The following is a 16,842-nucleotide window of genomic DNA, read 5'->3' as shown; positions in this document are numbered from 1 at the left end:
CTGTCTCCCTTGCGGGGCGCGGCGATTGTTGCACGCCCAAGGACCCCTCGCCCCCGAACGCTGGGCCAAGACAAACATAGGTCCGGCCATGCGCCAAAGGATATTTTCACGGTCAGGCAAAAATGTTTCCTTTTGCTGCGAGTGCGAAGGCCACGCCCCCCCGGTGATGAAGAAAGCGGCAGGCCAGGGAAATCAGCCCCGGGCGCTTGGCTTTGGGGTCAAGCTTGGCGGGAAAGGGTGAAGAACCGGTTAACCCAAATAAGCGCCGAGAGACCTGCCGAGGTGTCCGCCCGGATTTGGGCCCGAGACTTGGCCGGTAACTTGGGCCGCAACTGCGCACAGATTTTGGCTTGCAGGTTGGCCCGGTTGCCAATCGCGCGACCAAGGTTCCGCAACACAAAAGGCGCCCCGGGCTTGACCCGGGGCCTCGCCTGTTTTTTAGACGGAACGGTTCCCGCACACCCAAGGGTCCCGCACGCGCAATCCGTCCCGTGCCCCAAGGTCGAGGCCCCGGGTCAAGCCCGGGGCCGCTTGGCGCTAGTTGCGCAGATAGGCTTCCATCGAATCCTCCAGCGCGTCCTTCCAGGGCGTGTGGTGGACCGGCGCCATGGTCCCGGTGATGACCGAGCGGTAAGCATGGTTGCGGAAGGCCATGATGTCCTTCTTCTTGTGCTCTTTCCACTCAAAGAAAGCCTCGCAGGCGCCATCGACGTCAAAGGAGGGATAGTCGGTCTCGGCCACCAGTTCCTTGACGTAATCGGCCTGGTAATGGATCGCGTCATGGGCATCGGCGCCGGCATCCTCGCGCGCCACACGGTCGACGACATCGGCCAGCATCGTGGGCTTGTCCGGCAGTCCGATGCGCCCCAGGATCACGTCGCGCACCCACCAGGCCTGAGCGTCGAACATGTTGAACGTGAACCACTGGTCCTGCATCCCAAGGTAGAACAGCTTGGGATTATGCACATAGACGACCCCCTTATACAGGTCATTGGTCGCCAGCCTGTTGGCCGTCTTCAGCCGCAGGTCATCGGGCAGATAGGGGAAATGGTGCTTGTATCCGGTGCAAAGGATGATCGCATCGACCTTCTTTGACGTGCCGTCCTTGAAATAGGCGGTCGTCTCGTCGACATGGGTCAGCGCCGGGACCTCTTTCCAGTTGTCGGGCCAGTCAAAGCCCATCGGCGCATTGCGATAGGCCACGGTGATCGACTTGGCGCCGTATTTCCAGCATTGCGAGCCGATGTCCTCGGCCGAATAGGACGACCCCAGGATCAGCAGGTCCTTGCCGTTGAACTCCATCGCGTCGCGGAAATCATGCGCGTGCAGGACACGCCCGCCATAGGTGCCAAAGCCCGGATATTCCGGCACATTCGGCGTGGAAAAATGGCCCGAGGCCACGATGACATCGTCAAAGACCTCGTCATAGATGCTGTCCTTGACCAGATCATGCACGGTCACGGTAAAGGTCTGCGCGGCCGGATCAAAGCGCACAAAGCGCACCGGCGTGCGGAACCTGATCCAGTCGCGCACCCCGGCCTTTTTCACCCGGCCTTCGATATAATCGAACATCACCGCGCGCGGCGGATAGCTTGCGATCTGCTTGCCGAAATGCTCTTCAAAGGAATAATCCGCGAATTCAAGACCTTCCTTCGGGCCATTGGTCCAAAGATAGCGATACATCGACCCATGGACCGGCTCGCCATATTCATCCAAACCCGTCCGCCACGTGTAATTCCACAAACCGCCCCAGTCGCCCTGCTTTTCAAAGCAGACGACCTCGGGGATCTCGGCCCCCTTGGCCTCGGCCGATTGAAAGGCCCGCAAAGCCGCCAGACCCGAGGGCCCCGCCCCGATCACCGCAACCCGTTTCTTCGTCATCCGTCACTCCCTGTTGCCGCACGCGGTCTTGTTTTGCAGCCAGCCTAAGCGCGCGCCTCCCTCTGTGTCAAATTTTCTTCACGTCAGGAAATACGCGCGACACCCTGTCGCAGGCCAAACGCAGGCCACAGCCCAAAAGTCGGGCTCTTGACTTTCGGCCTGCCGCACTCTCCCCTTCCCGGAAAACAGGAGCCCGCGATGACGCATTTCCCGACGACCGGAACCTTTGTGGGACGGCTGTGGCTGCAAGAGACCGGGCCGATCCTGGTCCATCTGCGGGGGGGCGTGCTTCATGATGTGACGACCAAGGCGGCGCCGACGATGCGCGACCTGCTGGAGCTGCCCGCGCCGCTGGACCACTTGGCCGCCTTGCCCGACCGGCCCATCTGCGACCTCGCGACCGTTCTGAACGCACAGGAACCGCAGGGCACCCGCCTTCTGGCCCCCGCCGACCTGCAGGCGATCAAGGCCTGTGGCGTGACCTTTGCCCGGTCGATGATCGAACGCGTGATCGAGGAGCGCGCGGCAGGCGACGCCGCCCGCGCCACCGAGATCCGCGCAAGGATCGCGGGCGTCCTCGGCACGTCTTTGCGCGACCTGAAGCCCGGTTCGCCCCAGGCCGCCGAGGTCAAACGTCTGCTGCAGGCCGAAGGGCTCTGGAGCCAGTATCTGGAGGTGGGCATCGGCCCCGATGCCGAGGTCTTCACCAAATGCCCGCCGATGGCCGCTGTGGGCCAGGGCGCCGCGGTCGGTCTGCACCCGGTCAGCCAGTGGAACAACCCCGAACCCGAAGTGGTGCTTGCGCTGAACTCCCGCGGCACGATCCTGGGCGCGACGCTGGGCAATGATGTGAACCTGCGCGATGTCGAGGGGCGCAGCGCCCTCCTCCTTGGCAAGGCCAAGGACAACAATGCCTCGGCCAGCATCGGCCCCCTGCTGCGGCTGTTCGACAACAGCTTTACCCTGGACGATGTGCGGGGCCTGACCCTGACGCTGACGGTGACGGGCGAGGACGGCTTTCACCTGGAAGGCCGCTCCAGCATGGCGGAAATCTCGCGCGATCCGGCCGATCTGGCCGCGCAGACGCTGGGCCGGCATCACCAATATCCCGACGGCGCCTTCCTGTATTGCGGCACGATGTTCGCCCCGATCCAGGACCGCGACGGCCCGGGCCAAGGCTTCACCCATCACATCGGCGATGTGGTGACAATCGCCACGCCGATGCTGGGCGCGCTGACCAACACCGTCCGCCTTTCGACCGAGGCCCCGGAATGGACCTTCGGCACCGGCGCCCTGATGCGCAACCTCGCCGCCCGCGCCTTTCTCTAAGCCGCAAGCCCCGCCCGCCAACCTAAAAGATCTGCCGTTCTCCCAGTTTCATACTGACTCAAATATCTCTCGGGGGGGCGCCGCAGGCGCGGGGGGCAGACAGCCCCCCTCCGACGACCCCGAAAATGCTCCCTTCCCCTGTCGCCCAGGCTTAAATATCCTCAAGCCGGGCCTGGCTGACACAAGGCCGCACAGGCCAAAGGACGCCATGACCCGCTTCACCCGCCTCTCCGCCAGTGACCGCCGCCAGATGCTGATCCAGACCGCTTGCCTGTGCATGGAGGACGACGGCATCGCAGGCTTCACCATCGACCGGATCTGCACCCGCGCCCAAGTGTCACGCGGGTTGATTGCGCATCACTTCGGCAACATCGGCGGTCTGATGGCTGCGACCTATGCCCAGCTCTACGAAGAGGACCTGCCCGCCACCCAAGGTCTGGCCGCGCTGCTGGACACGACCTTTGACCCGGCCCGCTTCAACCGGCCAAGGTTGAACCTCTGGCTGGCGCTTTGGCAGGCCATTGCCAATACGCCGGAACTGACGGCCGAACACCGCCGCCGCTATGGGGCGCATGTGGCCCGCGTGGCCGAGGCGCTCAGGACGGCAGGCGCTCCTGCAGCCCTCTCCCCCCTCCTGATCGCCCTGATCGACGGATTGGCGCTGCAGCATTGCATCGACCCGGAGTCCATGCCGCCCGAGAGGGCGCGGGCGGCATGCGCGGCCTTCCTGACGCTGCAGACGTAGGGCGGGATTCATCCCGCCGCCCCCATCCCCAAGCGGCGGGGTGAACCCCGCCCTACAGCTTTCCCTTGATCAAGGCCCCCACCGCGCCGAAATCCATCTGGCCGGTGTAGCCCGCCTTCAGCACGGCCATCACCCGGCCCATATCCTTGACCGAGGTCGCGCCCACTTCGGCAATCGCGGATGTCACCACCGCCTCGACCTCTTCGGCCGTCAGCTGCTTGGGCAGGAACCCTTCAATCACCGCGATCTCGGCGGTTTCCTTGGCGGCGAGTTCCGGCCGCCCGCCCTCCAGATAGACCTTGACCGATTCCTGACGCTGCTTGACCATACGCGCCAAGACCGCCAACTCATCGCCAAGCACCGCGTCCGTCCCCCGCGCATTGATCTCGCGCTCTTTCAGCGCGTTCAGGATCAGCCGCAGCGCCCCCAACCGCTCCGCCGCCTTGGCCTTCATGGCCTCCTTGATCTCTGCCATCAGCCTTTGCTGCAGGTCCATCGCCGTCTCCCTTTGCCTTTGCGCCACCCTAAGCCCGCCCAAACCCCGCCTCAAGCCCCGTTAGGGCCCGTTCTGGCTTGACCCCGCCCCGCCCGCCCCCTACACGGAGCCCGTTTATCCGCCCCCCTCATCCGGAGTCTGCCATGAGCCAAGAAAAACCTACCGCCTGCCTCGCCCTTGCCGATGGCACGGTGTTCTACGGTCACGGCTTTGGTGCGACCGGCGAGACGGTGGCGGAACTGGTCTTCAACACGGCGATGACCGGTTATCAGGAGATCATGACCGACCCGTCCTATGCCGGTCAGGTCGTGACCTTCACCTTCCCCCATATCGGCAACACGGGGGCAACCCCCGAGGATGACGAGACGGGCACGCCGGTTGCTGCCGGCATGGTGGTGAAATGGGACCCGACAGAGCCGTCAAACTGGCGGTCGACCTCGGACCTGCAAACTTGGATGGTGGGCGCGGGCCGCATCGGCATCGGCGGCATCGACACGCGGCGCCTGACCCGCGCGATCCGCCAACAGGGCGCGCCGCATGTGGCGCTGGCCCATGATCCTTCGGGCAAGTTCGACCTGGGCGGTCTGGTGGCCAAGGCGCGGGCCTGGAAGGGCCTTGTCGGGCTTGATCTGGCGAAGGACGTGTCCTGCACCCAAAGCTACACCTGGGACGAAAAGGCCTGGGCCTGGCCCGAGGGCTATACCAAGCGCGAGGGCGCGGGGCTGAAGGTCGTCGCCATCGACTATGGCGCGAAACGCAACATCCTGCGCTGCCTGGCCTCGGCCGGGTGCGACGTCGTGGTCCTGCCCGCCTCGGCCACCGCGGCCGAGGTTCTGGCCCATAATCCCGAGGGTGTCTTTTTGTCCAACGGCCCCGGAGACCCGGCCGCAACCGGCGCCTATGCGGTGCCGATGATCCAGGGGGTTCTTGCCGCCGACCTGCCGCTGTTCGGCATCTGCCTTGGGCATCAGATGCTGGCCCTGGCCTTGGGCGCGCGGACCGTCAAGATGAACCACGGCCATCACGGCGCCAACCACCCGGTCAAGGATCTGACCACCGGCAAGGTCGAGATCACCTCGATGAACCACGGCTTTACGGTGGACAGCCAGACCCTGCCCAAAGGCGTTTCCGAAACCCATGTCTCGCTGTTTGACGGGTCGAACTGCGGCATCGCGGTGGATGGCAAGCCGATCTTCTCGGTGCAATACCACCCCGAAGCCTCGCCGGGGCCGCAGGACAGCTTCTATCTGTTCGAGCGTTTCGCCGCCGCGATGCGCGCCCGCCGCGCAGCCTAAGCGCGGCAACCGGACTGGCTTCGCGCGGCCTAAGCGCGGCAAACGGACTGGCATCGCGCGGCCTAAGCGCGGCAAGCGGTCCGGCTTCGCGCGGGTCTAAGCGCGGCAAGCGGACTGGCTTCGCGCGGGGTCAACGCCGCCTGATTCTCTGCCATGACGCCATGATCCCGAACGGGCCGGACCTCCGGCCCGTTTTCGTTTCGACCGTTAACCTGCGCTGCCGGAACGAAAAAAGAACATCCCCGGCCTGCAAAGTTTCCCCCAGACTTATCCACAGAAGACCCGCCCACACCCCCGCTTTCCCCCCTGCCGCGCCCGCATCGTTAAGTCGCCATTAACCAGCCTTGGCCGATCTTTGGCCCATGAGCAGGACCAGAAGGTCCCGCCGCAAGGATGGAAATGACATGACCGCCACGTTGCGCACGCTGCCTCAGGGGACCGAAGTCCAGCCGCTTTATCGCGAAGCCGCAAAGGGCGGACCGGTGGGCGGCGGCCTGTTGGGCGGGCATGTCGGGGGGCCCGTGGGGCTGCGTGGTCAGTTCGGCGGCCCCGTCGGCGGCCCCGTGGGCGGCACTGGCGGGCCGATCCAGGTGCGCGACCCGGGGCTTGGCGGCGCGCATCTGGGGGGCCCCCTCCGCCCTTTTGTCCATGACCCCGCGGCCTTTGGGGCCGAGAGTTCCCCTGCAAGTTACCCCGCGACCCCGCGCGAGGTCCCCGAGGCCGATCAGCGCCTGGCCATGCGGCTTTTGCGTGAGGGGGCGATTGCGCCCCATGCGCTGTTGCAGGGCCTCGCGCGGCTTTCGGAACGTCCCGGCGGGCGCCTTGTGGACCTGCTTCTGGATCAGGGCCTGGCTCAGGAAGAGCCGCTTTTTGCAGCGCTCCACCGCCTGACCGGCATCGGGCCTGCCGGCGCCAACCTGACGCCGGACCCGCGGCTGATCGACCAGTTGGACGCGGGCTTCTGCCTGGCCGAACGCATCCTGCCGCTGCGCCAGATCGGCGGCGCGACCCTGGTGGCCGCGGCCGATCCCGACAGCTTTGCGCGCCTTGCGCCCCGGCTGCAGGCGGTCTTTGGCCCCATTCTGCCCGCGCTTGCCCCCGCCACCCGGATCGAGGCCGCGCTTCTGTCCGCCCGCGGCACGGCGCTGGCCCATTCGGCCGAAACCATGGTGGCGCTGGACGACAGCTGCCGCAGCTATCGCAAGGCCAGCCGCACCACGCTGCGGGTTCTGGCCGTGGCGGGCGCGGTGGCGCTGTTGTTCGTGCAACCGATCCTGGCGGCGTTGACGCTCTGGGCGGTTTTTACCCTCGTCTGTGCCACGGCGATGAAAGTGGCAGCCTTTTTCGCCTCGCTGCATCCGATCCAACGCGCCACGCCCGCGACCTTGGCGCGGTTGCCGGTCGTCTCGGTCATGGTGGCGCTTTACCGCGAAAGCGACATCGCCTCGCGGCTGGTCGCGCGGCTGGGCAAGCTGGATTACCCGCGCGATCTGCTCGACATCTGCCTTGTCGTCGAGGAAGAGGATCAGATGACCCGCAAGGCGCTGGCCCGGGCCGATCTGCCGGGCTGGATGCGGGTCGTCGTGGTGCCGGGGGGCCGGGTCAAGACCAAGCCCCGCGCGCTGAACCATGGGCTGACGCAGTGCCGGGGCCAGATCATCGGGGTCTATGACGCCGAGGACATGCCCGACCCGCAGCAAATCCGCCGCGTCGTGGCGCATTTCGCGGGGGCGCGCCCCGAGGTCGCCTGCCTGCAAGGCGCTTTGGACTTCTATAACCCGGGGAAAAACTGGCTCGCCCGTTGCTTCACCATCGAATATGCCGGTTGGTTCCGCGTGATCCTGCCGGGGCTTGAACGGTTGGGGATGCCCCTGCCGCTGGGTGGCACGACGCTGTTCTTTCGCCGCGAGATCCTGGAGCGGCTGGGCGGCTGGGATGCCTGGAATGTGACCGAGGACGCCGATCTGGGGATGCGTCTGGCGCGGCGCGGCTACCGGACCGAGATCCTCGCCTCGACCACGCTGGAGGAGGCCAATTGCCACGGGCTGCCTTGGGTCAAGCAACGCTCGCGCTGGATCAAGGGCTATATGATGACCTGGATCACCCATATGCGCGACCCGGTGCGGCTGTATAAGGACCTGGGGTTCAAGGCTTTTGTGGGCTTTCAGGTGCTGTTCCTGGGCTCTCTCAGCCAGGCGTTGTTTGCGCCGCTCTTATGGGGGATGTGGCTTTTGATGGCGGGCCTGCCGCATCCGGTTTCGCCCTGGCTGGACACGGGGGCAACCAATGCGCTGACCGCGATCTTCATGGGCTGTGAGGCCTTGAACATCGCCATCGGCATCCTGGGCCTGAAGCGGTCGGGGCAAAAGCTGTCGGTGCTTTGGGTGCCGACGCTGTCAGCCTATTTCCCGCTGCAAACCTTCGCCGCCTACAAGGCCGCCTGGGAGATGCTGCACAAGCCCTTCTACTGGGACAAGACCACCCACGGCGCCTTCCACTGACTGATGCGGCTGCGAGCCCGAGGGGCTGGGAACCCGACGGGCTGCCAATCCGGCGAGCTGCCAATCCGGCGGGCTGCTAATCCGGCGGGCTCCTAACCCGAGGGGCTGCAAACCGCCAAGAATGTTGTGCTGCCTCCCTTTGCCCCCAAGCGCAGCCTCCGCCTGCACCAGCCGGGCCGATCTTGCCGCAGGCAAGATCGGCCCCCTCCCATCGCTAGCGGATTTTCTTCGAAAATCCGCTAGCGATGGGACCCGCTCCGGCAAATGACGCCTCCAAGTGTCAGAGCCGCCGATTTTTTCGCAGAAAAAATCGGCCACTCCGACAGGGGGCGGATTTTTCTTCGAAAAATCCGAAGCCTGGCGGACTGCTAGCGCAGTTTCAACTCCCCCGCATCGACCCGAAGCCGCGTCTCGTAGGCCTTCGAGATATGCATCCGCAACGCCTGATAGGCCGCCTCGCCGTCCCGCGCCTCGAGGGCCGCCACGATCCGGTCATGCTCGCCGATCGCCACCCCATCCCGCCCCTCGGCCGCAAAAGAGGTCGTGGCCATCAAGGCCATCGACCGATGCACAAGGTCCAGCTGCTGCACCAGGAACCGGTTGTGGCTCGCCAGATGGATCAGCCGGTGAAAGCGCTTGTTGGCCCGCGACAGTTCCCGCGGATCGCCCCCCACACGGCCGCGGTCCTCTTCGACCATCGACCGCAACACCCGCACCTCTTCGTCTGTCGCATGACGTGCGGCCAATCTTGCGGCCAGCCCCTCCAACTCGGTGCGCACCGCATAAAGTTCCGCCAGCTGATTGTGATCCAGCGAGGCCACGATCAGGCTGCGGCCATCCCGCGTTACCATGGCCTGCGTCTCCAGCCTCTGCAGCGCCTCGCGCACCGGCGTCCGGCTGACGCCAAACCGCTCTGCCAGCTCCGATTCGACCAGCCGGTCGCCCGGGTGATAAAGCCCCCCCTCGATCGCCTCGAGGATCAGCGTATAGGCATCCTTGGCCATCTCGCCCCCTTTTTGCGTCACCCTAAGCCCTGATCCGCCCCCAGGCAACCGCCGCCACTCTGCGCAAGGCCGCCAGATTGCCCGCGAAACCGCCCAAGCCCCTTTCCAGCCTGCGCCCAATCCGTTACCGCTTCCCCCCATGCGCGATTTTTCCCACATCACGACCTGGGTCTTCGACCTCGACAACACGCTTTACCCGCCGCAGCACCGGCTTTTTGACCAGATCGAGGTCAAGATGACCGATTGGGTCATGCGTGCGCTGAATGTCGGCCGGACCGAGGCCGACCGCCTGCGCCGCCATTACTGGGACAGCTACGGCACGACGCTTTCGGGCCTGATGCGCGAACACCAGATCGACCCCGGCCCCTATCTGACCGAGGTCCATGACATCGACTTCTCGGGCCTGCCCGCCGATCCTGCCTTGGCCCAGGCGCTTGCCAAACTCCCCGGGCGGCGCGTGGTCTATACCAATGCCTGCATCCCCTACGCCGTAAGGGTGCTGGATGCCCGCGGCCTTACAGGTCTGTTCGATGCGATCTATGGCATTGAAAGCGCAGGATTTCTGCCAAAGCCCGAGGCCAAGGCCTTTGAGGCGATCTTTGCCCAGGACGGCATCGACCCCACCCGCGCCGCCATGTTCGAAGATGACCCGCGCAACCTTCTGGCCCCGCATCACATGGGGATGCGCACCGTCCATGTCGCGCCCAAACCGGTGCAGGGCCTGCATATCCATCACCACACCGACGACCTCGCGGCCTTTCTTGCCCGGCTGACCCACGCAACCTGACCCGCCCAACCTGAGACGATTTGCCCAAGCCCGCGGCCTTTGCCCCGCGCCGCTTCCGCGCTAGGTTGCCCATACACAGGCGCAGATGAGGGAGGCGCAGATGCATGACACCGACATCCTGATTTCCGGCGGCGGGGTCGCGGGCCTGACCGCGGCCGCGGCCTTTGGCACAAGGGGCTTTCGCGTCACTCTGGTTGAACCCACGCCCCCTGTGACCGACCTTGCCACCCCCGGCGCCGACCTGCGCACGACGGCTTTCCTGACCCCCGCGCTGCATCTTCTGGCCGAAGCCGGCCTCTGGAGCCGCCTTGAACCCTTCGCCGCCGCCCTGCAGATCATGCGCATCGTCGACGCCGGCGGGCCAGAGCCCATCCCCCGCATGACCCGCGACTTCGTGGCCGCCGAGATCTCGGACCAGCCCTTTGGCTATAACCTGCCGAACTGGATTTTACGCCGCGAGATGGTGGCGCGGCTGGCCGACCTGCCCAATGTGACCTTCCGGTCAGGCCTTGCCACAACCGCCCTGACCACCCGCGACACCGAGGCCCGCGTGACCCTGTCGGACGGCACCCAGATGACGGCGAAACTGGTGATTGGCGCCGATGGCCGCAACTCGACCATGCGCCAGGCCGCGGGGATTGGCGTGAAAACCATCCGCTACGGGCAAAAGGCCGTGGTCTGCGCCGTCACCCACGACGCCCCGCATGACAATATCTCGACCGAGATCCACCGCACGGGTGGCCCCTTCACCCTGGTGCCGCTGCCCGATCACCAGGGCCGCCCCGCCTCGGCCGTGGTCTGGATGGAGCGCGCCCCCGAGGCGCTGCGCCTGGCCACCCTGCCCGAAGCCGCCTTTCAGGAGGCGCTGAACGCCCGGTCCTGCGGCGTCATGGGGCCCCTGCGGCTTGTCAGTCCGCGCGCGACCTGGCCGATCATCACGCAATGGGCGCATCGCATGTCCGGTGAGCGTCTGGCCCTGATGGCCGAGGCCGCCCATGTCCTGCCGCCCATCGGCGCGCAGGGGTTGAACATGAGCCTTGCGGACCTTACCTGCCTGTTGAACCTGGCCCAGGCCTCACCAGAGACACTGGGCGATGCGGCGATGCTGCAGGCCTATCACCGCCGGCGCCACACCGATGTCACGGCCCGCGCCTTGGGGATCGACGCCTTGAACCGCGCCTCGATGGCCGAAGCGCAGCCGTTGCGCAACCTGCGCGCCCTCGGCCTTGGCGCGCTTCACGCCATCACCCCCATCCGCCGCACGCTGATGAAAGCCGGCCTGGGTCTCGGCTGAGGCCTGGATATCCGACATGGCCCGGTAAAAGACCGAGTTTGCGGATATCGGACGAACTTGGAAAAGGCACGGGCTTCTAAAAAGGCACGGGCCACCTAAAGCGCGGGCTTCAAAAACCACGGGGATTTTCAAGGGGGCCGTGGCCCCTTTGAAGCGGGGGTCCGGGGGCGGCAGCCCCCGGCGTCCGCCGGTCAGCGACAAGGGCGCCAGCCCGCAGGCCGCTGACCGGCTACAGCACCCCGTCCAGCGCCAGCCGCAGCCGATCGACCGTTGCCCCCACATCCGCCAGCTTGTCCAACCCGAACAGCCCCAGCCGAAAGGTCCGGAACGCCTCCCCCTCACCGATCTGCAAGGGCACGCCCGCCGCGATCTGATAGCCCAAGGCGCGGAACTTCGCGCCGTTTTGCACCTCCGGATCGGCGGTGAAACTGACCACCACCCCCGGCGCCTTGAAGCCCTCTGCCGCGACCGAGACCACGCCCTTCGCCTCCAGCATCTCGCGCACGCGGGTCCCAAGCTCCCATTGCGCCGCCTTGGCCGTGGCAAATCCCATGGCCCGCGTCTCGTCAAAGGCCGCGGCAAAGGCCAGGATCGCGTCGGTCGGCAGGGTGGCATGATAGGCATGGCCGCCCTTCTCATAGGCCTCCATGATCGCGCGCCACTTCTTCAGGTCCAGCGCAAAAGAGTTGGATGTGGTGGCCCCCAGCCGCTCTTCCGCCCGCGGCCCCAGCATCACCACCCCCACCGCAGGCGAGGCCGACCAGCCCTTTTGCGGCGCCGAGATCAGCACATCGACCCCCAGCGCGCCCATATCGACCCAGACACAGCCGCTGGCGATGCAATCCAGCACCATCAGCGCGCCGACCTCATGCGCCGCCGCCGCCACTTCCGCGATATAGGCGTCGGGCAGGATGATCCCGGAACTGGTCTCGACATGGGGGGCAAAGACCGCCTCTGGCCTTGTCTCGCGGATCTTGGCCACGACCTCTGCCACGGGGGGCGGCGCGAAACTGGCCACCGGGGTGTTGCCTGCCGCGCGCGCCATGATTACCGTCACATCGCCCGCGCCCATGGCGTCGAAAATCTGGCTCCACCGATACGAGAACCAGCCGTTGCGCACCACCAGGGCCCGGCCGCGTCCGAACTGCCGCGCCACGGCCTCCATCCCATAGGTCCCGCCGCCCGGCACCAGGGCAAGGGCGCTGGCGCCATAGACCTCTTTCAGCCCCGCCGACAGCCCGCGCATCACGCCCTGAAACCGCGCCGACATATGGTTCAAACTGCGGTCGGTGAAGACGACCGAAAATTCCTGAAGCCCCTCGGGGTCGATATGGTCATGCGGCAGTTTCATCGCGTCCTCCCTTTTCGGCCAAGATAGCGCCAAGCCCGCCGCCTTGCACCCCTAAAGGTCCAAAAGCCGCCGCAGATGCGACAGGATGACCGCGACCCCCGCCGCCCCCTGTGCGGCCGTGGCCCGCGGGGCCGTGGCGGTGAACCAGGCGCGGTTGTCGGCCATCCGCGCAGTCTCCACCGTCTCCGGCGCCAGGGCCAGCATCAAGGCGGTCTCGCCCTCGCCGGCATGGTCAAAGGGGAAATGCTCGGCCACTTCCGCAGGCATCAGAGGATGGATCTGCACCCAGTTGAACGGGTTTTCGCCCCTTGCGTGGTCGGCGTAATAAGCCTCCATGCCCTGCGCGCCCCACCAGCCCGGCCCGCGCGTCGCCTCCTGATGGGCAAAGACCGCATTGCGCGCGGCCAGACGAAAGGTCAGGTCGGTCGGCATCCCTTGGGCGAAATTCTCGGTCTGATGGTGGATCACGCCATGGATGTTCCGAAACCCCGCCCGCAAAAGCGCGGAAAACAGCGCCTCGGCAAGGGGTTGGAAGGCCTGGGTCGGCAGGTGCAGGGTAAAGCTGTCAGGTCCCGCAACGGCATGGCTGGCCGCACCATAGGCAAAGGCCGGCAGAAGGATCATGCGGTCCGGCGAAGCGGCCTCCAGCAGGTCCAGGCAGCGCGTGACGGCCAGCAGATCGACGCCCAGGGGCAGATGCTCGCCGTGATATTCCTGCACGCCAAGCGCCACGACCAGGGGCAGGTTTTCCGCCTGCGCCCGGCGCAACTGATGCGGGGTGCAAAGCTCGTATCTCATAATGCGGCCATCAGGTCGCGGGTCCGGGCGTAAAGCGCCTGAAAGATCGGGTATTGCCGGTCATAGGCCGTGACGCGCTCGGGCAGGATGCGGCGTTCAACCGGGTTCCAGGCGGTGATGTCCGGCGCCGCCCCCAGGGCCCGCGCCGCCATCCAGGCATCGCCATACGAGGCCCCCAGCGTCACCGACGTCACCTCTTGCGCCAGCCCCGTCAGGTCCGAGGTCGCCTGCAGCCAGACCGGGTTGCGCGTGCCACCCCCAACCGCGCGCAGAACCTGCGGACGCGCCGCGCCATGGGCCTCGACCACCTGGGCGGTAGCGGCGGCGATCCCCTCCAGCACCGCGCGGTAAAGGTCGCCGCGGCCATGCGTCAGGTTCAGGCCAAAGAAGACGCCCCGCGCCTGGGGGTCATGCAATGGCACCCGCTCACCCGAGAAATAGGGCAGGCAGATCAGCCCCTTGGCGCCTTTCGGGCTTTGGGCGGCCTCGGCGGTCAGGGTGGCAAAGGCCGTGGCGGGGTCCAAGTCACGGGCGAAATGGTCGCGAAACCAATGGGTCAGCGTGCCACTGGTGGCCAGCCCCGCCATGACCGCATGGGTGCCGGGATAAAGCCAAGGCGCGTGCCACAGCCGCGGGTCGGCTTGGCGGTTTGCCGTGACCTGAATGGTGAAAACCGTGGAGCCATACATCATCATCATCTGACCAGGCGCGGCCACGCCGACCGAAACCGCCTCGGCCGCGGCGTCAATCGTGCCGCACAGAACCGGAGTGCCCGGCGCAAGCCCGGTCTCGGTCGCGGCCTGGGGCGTGATATGGCCCGCGATCTCTTGGGCCCACATCAGACGTGGCAGCATATGGGGCGGGCAGATATCACCCAAAGGGTTCCAAGTCTGAGCGGTGATGTCATACAGCGGCGCGAAATTGGCCGCCGTATAGTGGTCGATGACATGTTCTCCGGTCAGACGCCATGTCAGGTATGACGTCGAAGTCGTTATCCTGTCAGTCTTTTCCCAGATGTCGGGCCGCTGATGGCGCAGCCACAGGATCTTGGGCCCCACCGCCTGAGAGGTCAGGGCATTGCCGCAATGGGCCAGGATGGCGGGTTCGGAAAGCTGGGCGTTCAGCTGGGCGATTTCGGCGCTGGCGCGGGTGTCGACACCGTAAAGCACGGCGTTCATCAGGGGTTGGCCGTCGCGGTCCAGGGGCAACATGCAAGGCCCGATGGCGGAACAGGCCACGGCCGCGACCTGTGACGGTTTCACATCAGCTTTGGCCAACAACGCCTTGGTCAGGAACGTTAAATCGTCCCACCAGTCCTGAATGGCGCGGTGTTCCGCCCAACCGGGCCGGGGCACGATCATCTTATGGGGCCGATGCGCCTCGGCCACCACGCGGCCCCTTTCATCGACCAGAACGCCCTTGGATTCAAAGGTCCCGATGTCGATGCCAAGGGTCAGCATCTGTCCAACCTCATGCCCGGGGGAATATCATCCAGCGTCGCATCCAGCAGGTGAACAAGAGCCTCCAAGTCGCTGATATCGCAACACTCTACCGTCGAGTGTGATCCCCGCATCGGAAAGCCCACATCCAGGCTGGCCACGCCGTCGCCCAAAAGCTGCACATAGGACAGGTCGGTCAGAACCCCCACCTGGGCCGAGCGTTGCAGGGGCAAGCCCCGCGCCGCGGCCGCCTGTTCGACCAGCGCCACCACGGCGGGATGGGGGATGACCCCGTTCAGGGTCCCGCGCCCGTGAAAGGAATAGAGGCTGATCCCCGGCCCGCCGCCCAGCACCATCTCGCCGCGGTCCGCCATGTCGGGCGTGTCAGTCGCCAACATAAGATCGACCTGCAAGGCTATGTCAGGCATCAGATTTTGGGCGGCGACCACCGCGCCGCGCAGGTTGAATTCCTCTTGCACCGACCAGACCAGATGCAGCGTCGGACCCGGCTTGCCCACCCGCGCCGCAGCCAGCTCCAACAGCACCGCACAGCCCGCCCGGTCGTCGACCGAGGTCCCGGCGATGCGTTCCCCCGCCAGCTCGATCACGCGGCCCGCATAGGTGACGGGCGTGCCGATCCGCAGGCCTGCCGCCTCGACCGCGGCCTTTGACCCATGCCCGGTGTCGATGCGGATTTCCGGCGTGGTCAGGACGCGGTATTTCTCCTCTGCCGTCGTCGCGTGATGCGCCTTGTTCAGGATCACCCCGGGCACCGGCCCCCGCGTCCCGGAAAGAACCACCTCTTGCGCGGCCATCGCGCGTTCCGACACGCCACCCAGCCGTTCGACGCGGATCAGCCCATCGGCCTCGATCTTGCGGACCACGAAGCCCAGCTGATCCATATGGGTGAAGATCAGCACGGAAGGCTTTGACATATCACCCGGAATCGTCACGATCAGGTTGCCAAGCCGGTCCGTCCGCGAGGCCAGACCCAAGGCCTCAAGCCGCGCCCTGATCCACAAGGCCACCGGCTCTTCATGCCCCGAAAGCCCCGGGATCAGCATCAGCGCCCGCAGGGCCTCGCGCAGACGCGACCTCACCGCAGGCTCCTGACGCGGGCCATGAAATCCATCGCCCGATCCGGATCGACCGCGTTCCACGTATGCCCGTCGACCTTCAACGCCGAGCCTACGATACAGCCATCCGCCACCGCCAGCACATCGGCCACGGTCGCATGTTTCACCCCGGTGTTCGCCAGCACCGGGGTTTCGGGCAAGGCGCGCTTGACCGCCTCCAGATCTTCCATCCGCGCGGCCTCTCCGGTGATCGCGCCGGACACCAGCACCGCATCCGGCACCGAGGAAAACACCGCCGAGCGCGCCCGATCCGCCAAAGGCCGCCGGTCCAGGCTGTCGGCAAACTCGGCGCTGACGTTATACAGCATCGCCAGGTCGCGCCGCCCCAACCGGTTGCGATAACGCATCGCAGCCCCCGCATTGGGCGTCCAGGGCCCCATGTCCGACGCATAGGTCCCGGTGAAAATCTCGCGCACAAAGGCCGCCCCGGTCGCCGCCGCCAGCGCCACCGAGGCCATCGGGTCCCACAGCACATTGACGCCAAAGGGCACCGCGATTTCGCCCCGCAGCTGCCCGATCACCCAAGCCATCGTCGCCGTCGATGCCGTATCGACCTGAAACTCATAGGGCCGGTCGTTCTCGTTGCCAAACATCACGGCATCGAAACCCGCCGCCTGCAGCGCGGCCAGATCGGCCCGCGCGCCCTGCACCAGACCCTCGATGCCCGCCTCCGCGTCATACAAGGGCGAGCCCGGCAGCGCCCCCAGATGAACCATGGCGATGACCGGTTTACTCGCCCCGAAAACCCGCGCGAAATTTTGCATATCCCCCCCTGACATCTGAGTC

At 66.1% G+C, this 16,842-nt stretch carries 14 protein-coding genes; 6 read left to right on the top strand and 8 right to left on the bottom strand.

Annotation, left to right across the window (positions count from 1 at the left end):
* Window positions 1-537: 537 nt before the first annotated feature.
* Window positions 538-1,881, bottom strand: a complete 1,344-nt coding sequence (locus NX862_RS18185; RefSeq protein ID WP_264495360.1) for a trimethylamine monooxygenase — start codon at window positions 1,879-1,881, stop codon at window positions 538-540.
* Window positions 1,882-2,079: 198 nt separating this feature from the next.
* Between NX862_RS18185 and NX862_RS18180 the strand changes: the two genes are divergently transcribed.
* The gene (locus NX862_RS18180) at window positions 2,080-3,210 is read left to right on the top strand and encodes a fumarylacetoacetate hydrolase family protein (RefSeq protein ID WP_264495359.1); all 1,131 of its coding nucleotides are present in this window, start codon (window positions 2,080-2,082) and stop codon (window positions 3,208-3,210) included.
* A gap of 208 nt (window positions 3,211-3,418) precedes the next feature.
* The gene (locus NX862_RS18175) at window positions 3,419-3,955 is read left to right on the top strand and encodes a TetR/AcrR family transcriptional regulator (RefSeq protein ID WP_264495358.1); all 537 of its coding nucleotides are present in this window, start codon (window positions 3,419-3,421) and stop codon (window positions 3,953-3,955) included.
* Window positions 3,956-4,007: 52 nt separating this feature from the next.
* Here the strand turns inward: NX862_RS18175 and NX862_RS18170 are convergent, their stop codons facing one another.
* Window positions 4,008-4,451 carry a GatB/YqeY domain-containing protein gene (locus tag NX862_RS18170; RefSeq protein ID WP_264495357.1) on the bottom strand — a complete coding sequence of 148 codons (444 nt, stop codon included), beginning with the start codon at window positions 4,449-4,451 and terminating at the stop codon, window positions 4,008-4,010.
* A 143-nt stretch (window positions 4,452-4,594) separates the two neighbouring features.
* Here NX862_RS18170 and carA point away from each other — a divergent pair, with 143 nt between their 5' ends.
* Both carA and NX862_RS18160 read left to right on the top strand, forming a co-directional pair.
* Window positions 4,595-5,746 (top strand): glutamine-hydrolyzing carbamoyl-phosphate synthase small subunit, encoded by a 1,152-nt coding sequence (carA, locus tag NX862_RS18165; protein ID WP_264495356.1) that lies wholly within the window; start codon window positions 4,595-4,597, stop codon window positions 5,744-5,746.
* Window positions 5,747-6,150: 404 nt separating this feature from the next.
* On the top strand, window positions 6,151-8,247 hold the full coding sequence (locus tag NX862_RS18160) for a glycosyltransferase (protein ID WP_264495355.1): 2,097 nt from the start codon (window positions 6,151-6,153) through the stop codon (window positions 8,245-8,247).
* A 368-nt stretch (window positions 8,248-8,615) separates the two neighbouring features.
* Here NX862_RS18160 and NX862_RS18155 read toward each other — a convergent pair whose 3' ends face one another.
* Window positions 8,616-9,251 (bottom strand): GntR family transcriptional regulator, encoded by a 636-nt coding sequence (locus NX862_RS18155; protein WP_264495354.1) that lies wholly within the window; start codon window positions 9,249-9,251, stop codon window positions 8,616-8,618.
* Window positions 9,252-9,390: 139 nt separating this feature from the next.
* Here NX862_RS18155 and NX862_RS18150 point away from each other — a divergent pair, with 139 nt between their 5' ends.
* Both NX862_RS18150 and NX862_RS18145 read left to right on the top strand, forming a co-directional pair.
* On the top strand, window positions 9,391-10,038 hold the full coding sequence (locus NX862_RS18150) for a pyrimidine 5'-nucleotidase (RefSeq protein WP_264495353.1): 648 nt from the start codon (window positions 9,391-9,393) through the stop codon (window positions 10,036-10,038).
* Between the two features lie 100 nt (window positions 10,039-10,138).
* Window positions 10,139-11,332 carry a UbiH/UbiF family hydroxylase gene (locus NX862_RS18145; protein ID WP_264495352.1) on the top strand — a complete coding sequence of 398 codons (1,194 nt, stop codon included), beginning with the start codon at window positions 10,139-10,141 and terminating at the stop codon, window positions 11,330-11,332.
* A 229-nt stretch (window positions 11,333-11,561) separates the two neighbouring features.
* Here the strand turns inward: NX862_RS18145 and NX862_RS18140 are convergent, their stop codons facing one another.
* The 5 genes from NX862_RS18140 to NX862_RS18120 are packed head-to-tail and all read right to left on the bottom strand — an operon-like array spanning window position 11,562 to window position 16,820.
* Window positions 11,562-12,683 (bottom strand): aminotransferase class V-fold PLP-dependent enzyme, encoded by a 1,122-nt coding sequence (locus tag NX862_RS18140; RefSeq protein ID WP_264495351.1) that lies wholly within the window; start codon window positions 12,681-12,683, stop codon window positions 11,562-11,564.
* 51 nt (window positions 12,684-12,734) lie between these two features.
* Complete coding sequence (locus NX862_RS18135) at window positions 12,735-13,481, bottom strand: creatininase family protein (RefSeq protein WP_264495350.1); 747 nt, start codon at window positions 13,479-13,481, stop codon at window positions 12,735-12,737.
* Window positions 13,478-14,941, bottom strand: a complete 1,464-nt coding sequence (locus tag NX862_RS18130) for an FGGY-family carbohydrate kinase (protein WP_264495349.1) — start codon at window positions 14,939-14,941, stop codon at window positions 13,478-13,480. Before NX862_RS18130 ends, NX862_RS18135 begins: the two co-directional genes overlap by 4 nt.
* Window positions 14,935-16,020, bottom strand: coding sequence for a M42 family metallopeptidase (locus NX862_RS18125; RefSeq protein WP_264495348.1), 1,086 nt, complete (start codon window positions 16,018-16,020; stop codon window positions 14,935-14,937). The genes NX862_RS18130 and NX862_RS18125 overlap by 7 nt, the downstream gene beginning before the upstream one ends.
* Complete coding sequence (locus tag NX862_RS18120) at window positions 16,017-16,820, bottom strand: BtpA/SgcQ family protein (protein ID WP_264495347.1); 804 nt, start codon at window positions 16,818-16,820, stop codon at window positions 16,017-16,019. Before NX862_RS18120 ends, NX862_RS18125 begins: the two co-directional genes overlap by 4 nt.
* Window positions 16,821-16,842: the final 22 nt, after the last annotated feature.

This window comes from Stagnihabitans lacustris, assembly GCF_025950525.1.
Taxonomy (GTDB): Bacteria; Pseudomonadota; Alphaproteobacteria; order Rhodobacterales; family Rhodobacteraceae; genus Stagnihabitans.
Note: the sequence above shows the minus strand (reverse complement) of the source record. Positions and strands in the feature narration are given on the sequence as shown.

Excerpts from the sequence above, each read along its gene's own strand:
- NX862_RS18185 (WP_264495360.1), bottom strand. The coding sequence starts at position 1,881 with ATGACGAAGAAACGGGTTGCGGTGATCGGGGCGGGGCCCTCGGGTCTG.
- NX862_RS18180 (WP_264495359.1), top strand. The coding sequence starts at position 2,080 with ATGACGCATTTCCCGACGACCGGAACCTTTGTGGGACGGCTGTGGCTG.
- NX862_RS18175 (WP_264495358.1), top strand. The coding sequence starts at position 3,419 with ATGACCCGCTTCACCCGCCTCTCCGCCAGTGACCGCCGCCAGATGCTG.
- NX862_RS18170 (WP_264495357.1), bottom strand. The coding sequence starts at position 4,451 with ATGGACCTGCAGCAAAGGCTGATGGCAGAGATCAAGGAGGCCATGAAG.
- carA (WP_264495356.1), top strand. The coding sequence starts at position 4,595 with ATGAGCCAAGAAAAACCTACCGCCTGCCTCGCCCTTGCCGATGGCACG.
- NX862_RS18160 (WP_264495355.1), top strand. The coding sequence starts at position 6,151 with ATGACCGCCACGTTGCGCACGCTGCCTCAGGGGACCGAAGTCCAGCCG.
- NX862_RS18155 (WP_264495354.1), bottom strand. The coding sequence starts at position 9,251 with ATGGCCAAGGATGCCTATACGCTGATCCTCGAGGCGATCGAGGGGGGG.
- NX862_RS18150 (WP_264495353.1), top strand. The coding sequence starts at position 9,391 with ATGCGCGATTTTTCCCACATCACGACCTGGGTCTTCGACCTCGACAAC.
- NX862_RS18145 (WP_264495352.1), top strand. The coding sequence starts at position 10,139 with ATGCATGACACCGACATCCTGATTTCCGGCGGCGGGGTCGCGGGCCTG.
- NX862_RS18140 (WP_264495351.1), bottom strand. The coding sequence starts at position 12,683 with ATGAAACTGCCGCATGACCATATCGACCCCGAGGGGCTTCAGGAATTT.
- NX862_RS18135 (WP_264495350.1), bottom strand. The coding sequence starts at position 13,481 with ATGAGATACGAGCTTTGCACCCCGCATCAGTTGCGCCGGGCGCAGGCG.
- NX862_RS18130 (WP_264495349.1), bottom strand. The coding sequence starts at position 14,941 with ATGCTGACCCTTGGCATCGACATCGGGACCTTTGAATCCAAGGGCGTT.
- NX862_RS18120 (WP_264495347.1), bottom strand. The coding sequence starts at position 16,820 with ATGCAAAATTTCGCGCGGGTTTTCGGGGCGAGTAAACCGGTCATCGCC.